Below are 13,000 nucleotides of genomic sequence, written 5' to 3' on the forward strand. Positions count from 1 at the left end.
ACACGGACCCGACCGCCACGAGATCATGGAACCGAGTCCGTGTCGCGACACAGAAAGCCGGACAGTTGGGGGGAATCCCCTATCGAACGCCCTCTCAGGGCAGGCGGGTTCAGACGGCGGTGCGGCCGCCGTCGACGGCGACGGTCGCGCCGGTGACGTAGCCGGCCTTCGGCGAGACGAGGAATGCGACGACCTCGGCGATCTCGGCGGGCTCGGCCGCGCGCTTCATCGGGGTGGTCTCGGCGAGCGCGTCGAACAGGTCGCGGGCCTCGGGCCGGGTGTAGACCGGGCCGGGGGCGACGGTGTTGAAGCGGACGCCGCGGCCGCTGTACTCGGCCGTCCAGCCCTGTGTCAGTGACGCCAGCGCGGCCTTGGTCGCGCCGTACGCGGCGCCGGTGGCCAGGCCGAGGCTGCCGGCCATGCTGCCGATGTTGATCACGCTGCCCGATCCCTTCGCCGCCATCGCCGGGGCGAACGCGGCCACGAGGAAGTACGGCGCGCGGACGTTGCTGGCGAACATCGCGTCGTACTCGGAGACCTTCATGTCCTCGGTCGGTGCCCAGACGGCCTGCCCGGCGTTGTTGACCAGGACGTCGATCTCGCCGACCTCCGCGGCGAGCCGGTCGATGCCGGCCGGGTCCTCGAGGTCCGCCTCGACGAACCGGGCGTGGCCGCCGGCTGCGGTGATCTCGTTGACGGTCTCGGCGCCGCGCTGGGCATTGCGGCCGGCCACGACGACGGACATTCCGTCGGCGGCCAGCCGCTTGGCGACCGCCCGGCCGATGCCGGAGGTGGCCCCGGTGACCAGGGCGGTAATGGGGTGCAGGTCGAGGTTTGCGCGCTCCACAGACATGGGATGCACCTTCCAAAATTGTTATCCAGACCGGTCTGTCTGGTAACACCTCCAAGGTAGACAGACCGGTCTGGATGTGTCAATGGCAACGGGCGGTCAATTGAAGACAGACAGACCTGTCTGCTACCGTGCGGGTATGTCGAAGAAGGTGCTCTCACCGCAGGAACGCAGCGCGGCAGCGCGGGCGCGGCTGCTGGCCGCCGCCGACGAGCTGTTCTACGCGGAGGGCGTGCAGTCGGTCGGGATCGACCGGGTCATCGAGCGCGCCGGAGTCGCGAAGGCAACGCTGTACAGCGCATTCGGCAGCAAGGACGGCCTGGTCCGGGCCTACCTCCAGGCGCGGCACACCGCCACCGTCGAGCGAATGACGCGCGAGCTCGAAGCGCGTTACGACACCCCGAAGGAGCGCCTGGTCGGCGCGTTCGAGGTGCAGGGGCTGTCGTTCACCGAGCCGGCTTTCCGTGGCTGCGCGTTCATCAGCGCGAGTGCCGACGCCGCACCCGGCGGTGTCGTCGAGCAGGCCGCTCAGGACTACCGCACCTGGCTGCGCGAGCTGTTCTTCGACCTCGCCCAGCAGGCAGGCGCCAAGGACGCGAAGTCACTCGCCCACCAACTGGTCATCCTCTACGACGGCGCCGGGATCAGCGCCTGGCTGGACCGCGACCCCGGCGCCGAAACGGCGGCCCGCACCGTAGCCGCCGCCCTGGTCGACGCCGCCGTCCCAGCCTGAACCAGCCCCTCGTCGACCGCGATCGCCAACCTTCGGCCCACCGATTGTGAGGCTTTTGCGGCGGGTGGCAGCGGGTCAGCTCATCCCCGTGCCGGGGGCCTGGCGGGCTGGGCAGGGCCTGCGCGAGCAGGTCGGGGTGATCTCGTCGACGGGGTGGTGCAGCGTCCATCGCCTGGACGCGCCGGACGGCGGGAGCACGGCGACGAACGTCTCCACCGGCGGACACCCCGGCTCGGCGCAGTCGAGTTGACGCACCACCACGATGTCGTCCTCGGCCGGTTCGAGGAGTTGGCGGGCCTGGCTCTTGAGCGTGGTCGGCTGGGCGGCCAGGCGCGATGTCGCTGATCGGGGCATGACAGATCCTCCTTCGGCGTTGCCGTCGGTGGTAGTAGGTGTTCCGGTTCGTCAGTCGGCGGTTCTCGCGGCGAGGCAGGTGGCGCAGGTGCCGGTCAGCTCGACCGTGTGGCGGACGTCCGCGAAGCCGGATATCTCTGCGACATGGTCGGCCCAGGCCTCGACCGCTGTGGAGTCCACCGGCAGACTGAGGCCGCACTGGCGGCAGATCAGGTAGTGCCGGTGGTCTCCACAGGCCCGGTACCGGAAGAGCCGCTCGCCGTTGGCGTCGCGCACGACGTCGGCGCGGCCCGCCTCGGTGAGGGCGGTCAGGGTGCGGTAGACGGTACTCAGGCCGACCCGCGAGCCGGTCTGCACCAGCCTGGCGTAGAGGACTTGGGTGCTGACGAACTCCTCGCACCCGGCGAGGGCCTCCAGCACCTCGGCACGCTGCGGGGTCGGCCGGCCGATCAGCCCGGCATCGTCCGCCGGCCGCCGGGGCGTCATGCGGGCGGCGCGCCGGTTCGCGGCCGCCGCGAGCGCGCTGGTGAAGGCGACGTGGCTGAGCGCGTCGCCGGTGAAGATCTGGGCGCGCAGAACGAGGAAGCAGCCGACCAGACCGGAGGCGAGTGCGATGAACGTCCCTGCCAGCAGCGCGTGCTGGAAGAACGTCTGAGTAAGGACGGCGGTCATGCCGCACCTCCGACCGCGAGTGGCGCCCGCACCCGGCCCAACGCCTCGCGGACTGCTCGGACCAGGTGGGCCAGGACGTAGCCGCCGAAGGCGAAGGCGGTGACGAAGAAGCCGAGTGGGTAGGGCTGGTAGTACGCGGCGACCAGGCCGAGCCAGCACGCCGCAAGGCCGAGCAGCACCGACAGTGCCAGGCTCAACCCTGGCCGTGCGGTGAGCTGTTGGGCGGTGGCGGCCGGTATCACCATCAGCGCGAACACCAGCAGTGTGCCGGTGATCTGGCTCGCCTCGGCGGTCGCGGCGCCCAGCAGGACCAGGAACAGCGTGGACAGCAGTCGCACCCGTACCCCGCGTCCGGCCGCGACCTCCGGGTCGACGGAGGCGAACAGCAGCGGGCGCCCGATCACCGCCGGCACGGCCAGCACCACGGCGGCGACCACCGCGAGCACCGTCACCTGGCCTGTGGTGATGCCCAGGAAGCTGCCGAACAGCAGCGCCGTCGGCCCCTCCAGCAACCCCTTGTACAGGCCGATGAATAGGAACCCGCAGGCCAGTGCGAACGCCTGCACCGTCCCGGTGACGGCCGAGTCCTCCGCGCCGCCGTCCCGGCCTCTGCGCCCGAGCGCGGCGATGACCAGCGCGGCGGTGCGTTTCTGGAGGCCGATTGGCGGCGTGAGACGCTGCGCACCAATCTGTGGCTGGTCCCGGCGGTCGAGGCACTGGGGGCCGCCGCGCTGTTCGCGGTGACCATCACGGTGGACCGGGCCGCCTACGACGGCCGGTTCTCCCTGGCCACGTGGGTGTTGAGCGGAACCGCCGACGGGGCCCGGCAGATTCTGACGACCATCGCCGCCGCGGTCATCACCGTGGTCGGGCTGGTCTTCTCGATCACGATCGTCGCCCTGACGCTGGCCTCGACCCAGTTCGGTCCCCGGATGCTGCGAAACTTCATCCGCGACCGCGGTACCCAGCTGACCCTGGGCACCTTCGTGGCCACTTTCTTCTACACCGTGCTGGTGCTGGTGTCGATCAGCCCCGGACCACACGGGGACTTCGTCCCACATCTTTCGATCACGCTGTCGCTCGGCCTGACCCTGGTCGACCTCGCCGTGCTGATCTACTTCATCAACCACATCGCCACGATGATCCAGCTCCCCCAGGTCATCGCGAGCATCGCCGACGACCTCGCCCGAGCCATCGAGGACCAGGGCGGCACCGACGCCGAGGCGCCCGAGGGCCTCGACAGCGGGCCCAGCCGGATGAGCTGATCGAGCGGATCGGTGTCTCCGGGGCGGTGATCCCTACTCCTGCGAGCGGCTACCTCCAGTACATCCGGCACGAATGGCTCATCCGCATCGCCGCGGAGTCGGACGCCGTGCTCCACCTCCCCTACCGGCCCGGCCATTTCCTCGTCGAGGGGCAGCCCCTGGCAGTGGTCTGGCCGGCCACGGCGGCGCCCCACGTGGCGCAGCACCTGGCCCGCGGCCAGGTCACCGGGCCGTACCGGACGCTGACCCAGGACGTCTCCTTCGGCGTCGACCAGCTGGTGGAGATCGCCATCCGCGCCCTGTCGTCAGCCGTCAATGACACCTTCACCGCGTTGACCTGCATCGACTGGCTGGGCGACTGCCTGTGCCGGATCACCACCGGCTGGCACCCTCAGCGCGTCTACCGCGACCCACGCGGTCACATCCGCGTCATCGCCTACCAGGCCGACTACGACCGGCTGGTCCAGCGCGCCTTCGAGAAGATCCGCCAGTCCGCACCCGGCATGCCCGCGGTGATGATCCGTCAGCTGGACGCCCTCTACAAGATCATGGAGCAGACCTCGATCCCGGGCCGGCGCCAGGTGCTGCTGGACCAGGCAGCCATGATCCGACGATCGTGCGACGCCTCCGTCCCCGAGGAAACCGACCGCGCGGACGTGCTGCGCAGATACCAGGCGCTGCTCGCCCTCCACGACGGCACGGCCCCGGGGCATGCCACGCCCGACACCGACGAGTGAGCGCCAACCCGATCGGACACCCGAGATACCCGAGACACCCGAGACACCCGAGACGCCTGGCGCGCCGGACGGCCCGCCGGTTCGACCAACGTCGCGCACAGCCGGGCCGATTGCGCGTCAGCAGAGCGTGCGAACCGTCCGTTCGGGGTCAGCCGGAGCCGAGCCCTTCGGCCTGCAACGGCGCGCTGAACGCCTCGGGCTCCAGGTCCAGTACCGGTGCCAGGACGTGGACTGCCGCCAGGCAGCAACCGACCAGCGCAGCCCCGGACGTCCAGCCGTCCCGCCTCCACACCACCAGGATGTCGTCGGCCACACGCCAGTCGAAGGGCTCCGGGGCCGCCAGCAGCATCCGCGCGGCGGCAGGCGTCAGCAGAGTGCGGGCCAGCACCTCGTCCGGGGTGGAGGCTCGGAAGGCCGAGTCGAACACCGCCTCGCCGGTCGGCCGATGCGGGTACGCGGGCACGTAGTTGACCCGTGTCGAGGAGAAGACCGGGTCGTGGTGGACCTCGATCGGAGCCAGCCGGCGGGACAGCCGGATGACGGCGACGCCGTACCAGTGTGCCGTGCCGTTCTCCCGGCAGGTGTACCCGAAGACCGTCACAGGGAGCCCGACGAAGGAACCTCGGGCAGTATCCAACACCCGCGCCCGCCGCCCGTAGTGGAAGGGCGGCGCCGACCAGGGCACGACCGCGGGACCGGCCTGCGGATCGGCATTGAACCCGTAGGACGCAACCAGCTCGGCGGCCGCCGACCGGCAGCGGTGCCCAGCACGCCGGCCCTCGACTCTTGGAACCAGGAGGATCGTGCCGACCAGGCACAGGAACAGGACAATCGGGATGGCAACGCCCATAGCGCACTCCCTCTGACCGGCCCGTGCCACCATGGACCGACCGGTGCCGGAAGCGTAGGCCCGCCCCCAATCCGGGTCAATACCACCAGACTTGGCCATTCACGACCTTAACGCCGCACTGTCGCGGGAGCATACCGTTGCGAGCGGAACCACAGACGGACGACGCACCACACATTGGCAGAGGCCTTCATCGCGGAGAACCTCGCCGTGGTGCGATTCGAGGCACGAGGCTGCGCCAGCTCTTCCGTCACCGACAGGCAGCCCATCGTGTCGACCATGGCCGTGGACATCTGTGCCGCGTTCCGGGCCGCGGCCATGCGATGACGCGGTCTCGCTGGCGTCGCCGCCACCAGGCGCGAGCCCGCCGCTGTCGTTACATGAGGCGCGGCCACACGTTGGTGGGACGGACCGGCAAAGACCGTCCCACACCCGGTCCCGCCCCGCTTCACTCCCCACTCCCAGGCCGTTGACCAGCGGGAATGGAGAAGTCCGGCTGGAGTACTACTGGAGTACTAGGGGCCACCACCGGTCGTACCGCCGCCCGTGGACGAGCCACCACCGGTCGCGCCACCGCCCGTGGACGAGCCACCACCGGTCGTACCACCGCCCGTGGACGAGCCACCACCGGTCGTACCGCCACCCGTGGACGAGCCACCACCGGTCGCGCCGCCGCCCGTGGACGAGCCACCACCGGTCGTACCACCGCCCGTGGACGAGCCACCACCGGTCGTACCACCGCCCGTGGACGAGCCACCACATGTGGCGGAACATGGCGTTGTTGGCGTTGTCGGCGTTGTCGATGGCTCCGACGAACGCTGATGCCTCTCTCCCCCGGGATTATAGTTATACCCAGGCGAGGGTATCGCGGGTCCAATCTTCTCGCCCAGCAGTGTATTTATTCCGTCTGTATATCCGGCCCTCATGCCCTTCCACATTCCTTGGGCATATGAATACCCGGGGTCATTTCCCGAGATTGTAGGGGCATTGAAAGCACGGCCTAGCTGGCCGTTCTTGAAATCTGCTGCGGCTTGCTTTTCACCGATTCCCAAGCCGGCACTGTAGCCAGCGCCAAAGCTCCCCGGCTGGGGGGTCTCTTGCCCAATGTACTGATGCATTTCCGGTGCGGCCGAGACGGCGTTCGCCAGAGCCGTGCCACCGCCCCCCAGGACAGTGCTTACTGCCATCACGGCAGCTGCCGTGAGCCTGCCATTCCGCTTTCTTCCTCGGCGCCGAGCGCCTATACTGGCCATTTCAAATACCGTTCTCTTTGGCTTTTCCACCTCTTCTTGATTTTTCCACCTCTTCCTCACTCCCCTCTTGCCAGGCTACGCCATATCGACACCTGAAGACTGTCCCGCAACCGCTGGTCACAGGCGATATGCCGGAGGCGAACCATTGGCAGGATCCTGCGGCGCCACCACGTGCCACCGCTGGCCAGCCACCCTGGTCCCGCTCACCGGACAACCGGTCCGAGCGAGACAGGCGCACCGCCACGCGCTACGAACGGGCGAGGGCCAGTGGGAAACCCGGTGTAACTGGCTATCAGGTTGGGCGGCTCATGCGCCGGCGCTTTCGACACTGACAGCGCGGGCGCGGACCACGAACGGTCGGGAGGCAACGGTGATGGCAACGGAGACTGCGGCTATGGCGGTGATCGCGGTGCCCGGACCGAGGTGCTGGGCGATCCCGCCGGCGATCGCAGCGCCGATGCCCTGCCACGTCATCCGGCCTGCGGACTCAACGCCCTGGACCTGGCCGCGGACCGGATCGGGGGTCAGCGCGAGAAGCTGCTCCTGTAGGGGCAGGGTGGCGGCGAACCCGGCACCGGCAACGAACACCGCGGCTGTCACCACCGCCAGGGGCGGGTGGATCGCGAACAGCAGGTAAGGGGCAGCGAGCAGCAGCCGCAGGGCAAACGCGTAGCGGCGTCGCTGATCGGCGGTGAGCAGTCGCCCGACGGTCAGGTCCCCGAGGAGCATGCCTGCCGATCCGGCGGCCAGGAGGGCGCCGGCGTGATCCGGGTCGTAGGAGATGAACAGAGCCTCGCAGCCGACGATCAGGCCGTTGGGAACCCACAGGTTCAGCAGCAGCGCCCGCTGGCCGGACTGGGAGAAGAGCGCGATGTTCGTCGTCCAGGTCTGACGCAGTCCGGGGCGACGGGTCGGACGGATCGAGTGTTCCCGGACGGTCGTGGCCACCACGACCAATCCGAGTCCGGTCAGGACTGCGGCGACGATGACGATTCCTTGCGGGCTCAGGTACCGCAGCAGCATGGTGCCGATGGCATAGCCGGTGATCGCCATGCCACCCGAGGTGATGTTCATCAGCGAACGTGCCAGCGCGTAGGTAGAGGTCGGCACAACCTCGGCGAGCAACCCCATCCGCGTGCCGGTCCCCAGGGACTGGAAGAACCCCAGCACCAGCAGCAGAGCGAACCGGGCAGCCAACGGCAGCCCCGGGATCGCCTGCGCAGCAACACCCACCAGCGAGACGCACTGGAGCGCGACGATGGTCCGGCGGGGACGGCGCCCGTCCGCGACCGACATCAGCGTCAGCGCACCGAACACGGTCGCGAATGTGGCGCCGTACATGCTCACGGCCGTCAGGAACGGGGATCCGGTCTGGTGGTTGACCAGGGTGCCGAGCGCGAAGCCCGACAGGGTGCTCGCGGCGACCATCAGTGTGAAGCTGGCATACAAGCCGGCGAACTCGCCGTTGCGGAGCAGGGCGCGATAACTGGTGGTGGCAGGCGCGGTGGGCGCGGATGTGTCAGAAGGCATGAAAAAAGCCTCCGGGCGCACGCACTGGACGCGCCGAAGGCCAACGCGCTGATTCTAGCAGTTGGCCCGGACCGCCCGCCGGCATCACATCGGCCAGGTCGCGGCCGCTGTGGATGCGGGTACGCGGCGGCGGCATCACCGCGCAGGTCACCCGTGGCTGCCACTGGGGGTGAGCAGGCTGGTGAGCTCGGCGATGGCCTCAACGCGGACCTGAAGCGCACCCTGCTGCCCGCCTCGGGGCCCGCAACGCCAACCAACTCGACCACGAGGTCCGGCGCTTCCTCCAACGCCGCCAGAAGCAGCCCGGCATCGTCCGCGGCTACTTCCACGCCCCGCACGTCCGCTACGTCATCGACTGCCTGCCTGATCATCATCTCCTATCCCCGCTGGCCTGGGCCAGCTCGCCGCCGCCCGGCCTACCGAGCCCGGGGAACACCCGCAGCTGCTGGACCGCCTCACGACGGTGCCCGATCCGCGCCGGGCCAAGCGTTACGCGCGCATCTGGGCGGCTCGCGCTGATTCGGTGAAGCAGCCTTTGCGGCACGGGGGTTGACGTTCCGTCACGTGGCGCTTGAGCGGAGGTGCGTGTCCCGTGCCCGAGCGATCTGCCGGACGGTCTCTCCCCGAAGAGCAGGCCGTGGTGAGGTTTCTCGGATGTGGTCGCAACCTCGGGGGGTGTCGCACGTCTGGTGGGTTGAAGGCGCCCTTCAGCTGTTGTTCCAAACCATGTTTCCGTCACTTCCTCGGGAGGATCTCATGTCTTTGCACGCCAAGTTGAACTACCGTCCCCGCCTCCGGGTCCTGGGTGCCGTCACCGGTGTCGCGCTGCTGCTGGGCGGCGGCTTCGCCGCGCAGGCCGTCGCCGACTCCGGCGTGGAGCCGGCCCCCGCCGCGCCGAAGGTCACCACGACCGGGGACGCAGCCTCGCAGGCCGCGTCGAAGCCCGGCGTCTCGACGCCCGCCGGCACCCCGAAGGTCGTCGAGACGGGCAAGCCGGCTGGCGCGGGCAAGCCCGGCGCCGGGACCGCCCCGGCCGAGAATGCGCCCCGGGTGATCCAGCCGGGCAGCGGAGTCCAGAAGTAGCACCAGCACCACGGGGCGGGCCGGCCTTTCCGCAGGCCCGCCCGCCCCTCCCGGAACGGATCGAGGCCCATGCAGTACGCCATTCCCGCAGCGCCGCCCTGGTGGTCCCGTCTGCTCTCCCGCTTGCCCCGGACCGAGGGTGTGCCGGTACGGGGACATCATCTTCGGGCACTCGGCACGCCGTACGACGACGAGCCGCAGCCCACGCTGACCGAGCTGTACTGGGCACGGCGACTCGACATGGTGCGGCTCGCGCGCTTCCTGGTGGACGATCTGCACACCGCCGAGGACGTCGTCCAGGACGCCTTCGCCGCCGTCTGCCGCACGCACGGCACCTCGCTGGACGGGCTCCAGGACCCCGGGGCCTACCTGCACACCGCCGTGGTCAACGCGGCCCGCTCCGTACTGCGCAGACGTCGCACCGCCCGTGCCTACACCCCGCCCCACCAGGGTTACGGGCCGCCCGTCGACGAGGGGCTGCTGCTCGCCGAGGAGCACCGTGAAGTTCTCGACGCTATGGCGCAATTGACGCAGCGTCAGCGTGAGGTGCTGGTGCTGCGCTACTGGTCGGAGCTGACCGAGGCGCAGATCGCGCAGACGCTCGGGCTGTCGCGCGGCACGGTGAAGTCCACCGCGAGCCGCGCGCTGGATGTCCTGGAGAAGAAGCTGGGGGCGGGCCGATGAAGCCGAATGCCGAAGACCGCCGGATTGCGACCGAGGACCGGCTGCGCGCCGCGCTGGCCGCCCGCGCCGCGCTCGTCACGCACCGCGACCTGTGCCGCGACGTACCCCCGCAGGGACGCAGTTGGGGAGTGCGCCGGGTGCACAGGGTTGCCTTCGCCGCGCTCGGTGTGGCCGCTGCCGTGGTGGCCGTGTGCCTGCTGGTGCTGCTGCCGGGCAACCCGCCGGACCAGGCTCCGGCGCGGCCCGCCGGCACCCCTGGCATCAGTGAACCACCTCCGTCCACACCTACGCGCCAGGTCGGCCCGTCCGATGCGGACCCCCGTGTGACCGGCCAGCCATAGATCATGTCCGGATCGCGGCCGGTACGGCATACTCACCCGCCCGTCGGCGCCTTTGGTGCTGTACCTCGGACAACTCCCAGGGACCGCCCGCGACCTGCTGCTCCATGCTCCACGTGACGGGAGCGATGAACCTGAATATCGCTCTTCGTCTTCCGGAATATCAATGTCAGGAAGCGGGACTGAGCGATACCGACGGTCATCGGCGTGTGCACGGCCCTCCCGGTGCTGCTTTTCGTGCGGGCCAGGCCATGCCTGTCCGATCATCCGACTCGTTGGCTTGGTATGACTACGCGCGGGGATCCGACCGATCAGGAATGGGCACGGCTGGAGCCGCTCCTGCCGGTGAGCAACCGGCGTTGTGGCAGGTGGCGGGACCATCGGCAGGTGATCAACGGAGTCCTGCACCGGGTGCGGACCGGTGCGCAGTGGCGTGACCTGCCTGAGCGGTTCGGCCAGTGAAAGGCCGTGCAGAGGAGGCACTCGCAGTGGTCCGCCGACGGGACCTGGGAGCGGCTTCTCCAGCAGGTCCAGGCCGTCGCGGACGCCGGGGGCGGCATCGACCGGGACGTCTCGGTCGACTCCACGGTCATGCGTGCCCACCAGCACGCCGCCGGCGCCCGTAAGGCCCCCGCCACCGGCGTCCTCGAAGGGGGCGGTGATGACGTGGCGTCAGTTGTTCCAGAAGAAGGTGAGGTGGTTGGGGCTGGGAGTGGTGCAGGTGAGTGGTGCAGGTGGGTGGCGGAGGTGTCGACGGCGAGGCGGGCGGTAGTGCCGATGACAGCGTCGGCGGCGGGGAGGGTGATGCTGGTGGCGGCGGCGCGGGTGAAGACGGCGACCGCGTAGCGGGCGCCGTCCGGGTACTCGATGACGCCGACCTCATGGCGCAGGGTCGGCAGGGTGCCGGCCCGTCCCGTGCGCAGGTCGGCGGCGGTCGCCAGTAGGCGGGCGGAACACTCCAGCAGTTCCTCGGCTTCGGTCAGCAGCAGCCGACCCGCCGGGGTGAGGGCGACCCCGCGCGGGCCGCGGTCGAACAGGGTCACGCCGAGTTCGCGTTCCAGCCGCTGGATCCGCTGGGAGAGCGAGGGCTGGGCAATCCGCAGGCGTTCGGCGGCCCGGCCGAAGTGGCCTTCCTCGGCAACGGCGCGGAAGTAGCGGAGGTGCCGCAGCAGGTCCATGACGGGCAATCATAGGCATTTCGCTATCAGTCTCTTCACGATCACGGTCTTGGACTGGGCTCTTGACCGTCTGTTTAGCTGAGGGCGCCGGCCTGGCCACCGGGTCGGTCCACGCGGCTTCGGCCCCGGTTTCTGCACGACCATCGAGGAGATCGCTGATGACGCCCCTGCTACGGAAGTCCCGTACCGCGCTGCCGGCCGCTGCACTGCTCGCGGCCACGTTGCTGACCGGATGCGCGGTAACCGGCACCGGCGCACCCGCGGAATCCCGCACCGCCACCACTGCCACTGCCACTGCCACTGCCACTGCAGCCGACGCGTTCAGCCGGCTCGAACAACGCTTCGGCGCCCGACTGGGCGTATACGCGCTGGACACCGGCACCGGTCGCGAAGTGACCTACCGCGCGGACGAGCGATTCGCGTTCGCCTCCACCGTCAAGGCGCTCGCCGTCGGCGCCGTGCTGCGCCACGCCTCCGACGCGGAGCTGGACAAGGTGGTGACCTACCGTCAGGAGGACCTGCTGCAGTGGGCGCCGATCACCTCGCAGCACGTAGCCACCGGCATGCGGGTGCGCGACCTGGCCGCCGCCGCCATCGAGTACAGCGACAACACGGCGGCCAACCTCGTCGCGGCCGAGCTCGGTGGCCCCGCCGGCGTGCAACAGGCCCTGCGCGACCTCAGCGACCCGACCACCAACGTCAACCGGACCGAGCCGACCCTCAACGAGGCAACCCCGGGCGACCCCAGGGACACCAGCACGCCCCGCGTCCTCGCCACCGACCTGCGCCGCTTCGTCCTCGGCGACGCCCTTCCCGGCGACCGGCGACAGCTGCTCACCGACTGGCTGCTGGGCAACACGACCGGCGGCCCGTACATCCGGGCCGGCGTGCCCGCCGGCTGGAAGGTCGGCGACAAGACCGGCAACGCCGCTTACGGCACTCGCAACGACATCGCGATCGCCTGGCCGAACGGCGGCCGCGGTCCCGTCGTCATCGCCATCCTGACCGACCGCGGCAAGCCCAACGCCCCGTCGGACGACGCCCTGATCGCGCAGGCCACGAAGGCTGGCCTCGACGCCCTCGACTGATCCACCCAGCAGGCCGGAGACCAGTCCGGTCGTCGTTGCCGGACAACCACGCGTTGCGAGTCTCCCAGCCGTGCGGGCTCACATGTCGAGCTCCCCATTCGGCTGCGACAAAACACCAGGAGGATCACAACGACGCGTTCACCCCGCCACAGCGGCTTGGCCAGCCAGCTCTCCAGGCGTCCGCTTCGGCCGGCTCGCCGCCCTCGGACTCGCAGCCGGCGCCGGCACAGTCGGTCTCTCCTCGCCGGCCGCCGCAGCCGGAGCGGGACCCGCACGGCGAGCACGGCTCGACTACCTCAGCGTCACCGAGGTCTGTTTCGCGGTCGGCTGCTCGTCGCTGGGCACCTTCAGCACTCGCTTCACCGAACTGGTCGGCATGCCACCCAGC

At 69.9% G+C, this 13,000-nt stretch carries 13 protein-coding genes and 3 pseudogenes; 9 read left to right on the plus strand and 7 right to left on the minus strand.

Translation table 11 applies throughout. The features are described from left to right. Window positions 1-109: 109 nt before the first annotated feature. The gene (locus tag P3T39_RS36005; protein ID WP_280703537.1) at window positions 110-853 is read right to left on the minus strand and encodes an SDR family oxidoreductase; all 744 of its coding nucleotides are present in this window, start codon (window positions 851-853) and stop codon (window positions 110-112) included. Between the two features lie 136 nt (window positions 854-989). Between P3T39_RS36005 and P3T39_RS36010 the strand changes: the two genes are divergently transcribed. Next, window positions 990-1,583, plus strand: coding sequence for a TetR/AcrR family transcriptional regulator (locus P3T39_RS36010; protein ID WP_280703538.1), 594 nt, complete (start codon window positions 990-992; stop codon window positions 1,581-1,583). Window positions 1,584-1,658: 75 nt separating this feature from the next. Here the strand turns inward: P3T39_RS36010 and P3T39_RS36015 are convergent, their stop codons facing one another. From P3T39_RS36015 to P3T39_RS36025, 3 genes are read right to left on the minus strand one after another with little or no spacing between them, the layout of a single operon-like run. After that, window positions 1,659-1,937: a hypothetical protein gene (locus tag P3T39_RS36015; RefSeq protein WP_280703539.1), complete on the minus strand. Its 279-nt coding sequence runs from the start codon at window positions 1,935-1,937 to the stop codon at window positions 1,659-1,661. Window positions 1,938-1,988: 51 nt separating this feature from the next. Further along, window positions 1,989-2,609, minus strand: a complete 621-nt coding sequence (locus tag P3T39_RS36020; RefSeq protein WP_280703540.1) for a transcriptional repressor — start codon at window positions 2,607-2,609, stop codon at window positions 1,989-1,991. Beyond that, window positions 2,606-3,298, minus strand: a complete 693-nt coding sequence (locus tag P3T39_RS36025) for a metal ABC transporter permease (RefSeq protein ID WP_280703548.1) — start codon at window positions 3,296-3,298, stop codon at window positions 2,606-2,608. Before P3T39_RS36025 ends, P3T39_RS36020 begins: the two co-directional genes overlap by 4 nt. On the opposite strand from P3T39_RS36025, the gene P3T39_RS36030 reads away from it, so the two are divergent. Beyond that, the gene (locus tag P3T39_RS36030; RefSeq protein WP_280703549.1) at window positions 3,299-3,874 is read left to right on the plus strand and encodes a DUF2254 family protein; all 576 of its coding nucleotides are present in this window, start codon (window positions 3,299-3,301) and stop codon (window positions 3,872-3,874) included. A gap of 26 nt (window positions 3,875-3,900) precedes the next feature. Further along, on the plus strand, window positions 3,901-4,611 hold the full coding sequence (locus P3T39_RS36035) for a DUF2254 family protein (RefSeq protein WP_280703541.1): 711 nt from the start codon (window positions 3,901-3,903) through the stop codon (window positions 4,609-4,611). 148 nt (window positions 4,612-4,759) lie between these two features. Here P3T39_RS36035 and P3T39_RS36040 read toward each other — a convergent pair whose 3' ends face one another. Beyond that, window positions 4,760-5,461 (minus strand): hypothetical protein, encoded by a 702-nt coding sequence (locus P3T39_RS36040; protein ID WP_280703542.1) that lies wholly within the window; start codon window positions 5,459-5,461, stop codon window positions 4,760-4,762. Between the two features lie 1,556 nt (window positions 5,462-7,017). Further along, window positions 7,018-8,241, minus strand: coding sequence for an MFS transporter (locus P3T39_RS36045; protein ID WP_280703543.1), 1,224 nt, complete (start codon window positions 8,239-8,241; stop codon window positions 7,018-7,020). A 756-nt stretch (window positions 8,242-8,997) separates the two neighbouring features. On the opposite strand from P3T39_RS36045, the gene P3T39_RS36050 reads away from it, so the two are divergent. From P3T39_RS36050 to P3T39_RS36065, 4 genes and pseudogenes are all read left to right on the plus strand, one after another. Further along, the gene (locus tag P3T39_RS36050) at window positions 8,998-9,324 is read left to right on the plus strand and encodes a hypothetical protein (protein WP_280703544.1); all 327 of its coding nucleotides are present in this window, start codon (window positions 8,998-9,000) and stop codon (window positions 9,322-9,324) included. A gap of 69 nt (window positions 9,325-9,393) precedes the next feature. Next, complete coding sequence (locus tag P3T39_RS36055) at window positions 9,394-10,008, plus strand: sigma-70 family RNA polymerase sigma factor (RefSeq protein ID WP_280703545.1); 615 nt, start codon at window positions 9,394-9,396, stop codon at window positions 10,006-10,008. Then, window positions 10,005-10,349 (plus strand): hypothetical protein, encoded by a 345-nt coding sequence (locus P3T39_RS36060; RefSeq protein ID WP_280703546.1) that lies wholly within the window; start codon window positions 10,005-10,007, stop codon window positions 10,347-10,349. Before P3T39_RS36055 ends, P3T39_RS36060 begins: the two co-directional genes overlap by 4 nt. 282 nt (window positions 10,350-10,631) lie before the next feature. Continuing rightward, a pseudogene (locus P3T39_RS36065) lies at window positions 10,632-10,973 on the plus strand (IS5 family transposase); the annotation flags it as partial. A gap of 317 nt (window positions 10,974-11,290) precedes the next feature. Here P3T39_RS36065 and P3T39_RS36070 read toward each other — a convergent pair. Continuing rightward, window positions 11,291-11,524: pseudogene (locus P3T39_RS36070) on the minus strand (LysR family transcriptional regulator); the annotation flags it as partial. Window positions 11,525-11,682: 158 nt separating this feature from the next. Between P3T39_RS36070 and bla the strand changes: the two are divergent. Together bla and P3T39_RS36080 are read left to right on the plus strand one after the other, a co-directional pair. After that, window positions 11,683-12,612: a class A beta-lactamase gene (bla, locus tag P3T39_RS36075; protein ID WP_280703547.1), complete on the plus strand. Its 930-nt coding sequence runs from the start codon at window positions 11,683-11,685 to the stop codon at window positions 12,610-12,612. Between the two features lie 295 nt (window positions 12,613-12,907). Then, window positions 12,908-13,000, plus strand: a pseudogene (locus P3T39_RS36080) (AraC family transcriptional regulator); the annotation flags it as partial.

The sequence above is a fragment of the Kitasatospora sp. GP82 genome (assembly GCF_029892105.1).
Taxonomy (GTDB): Bacteria; Actinomycetota; Actinomycetes; order Streptomycetales; family Streptomycetaceae; genus Kitasatospora.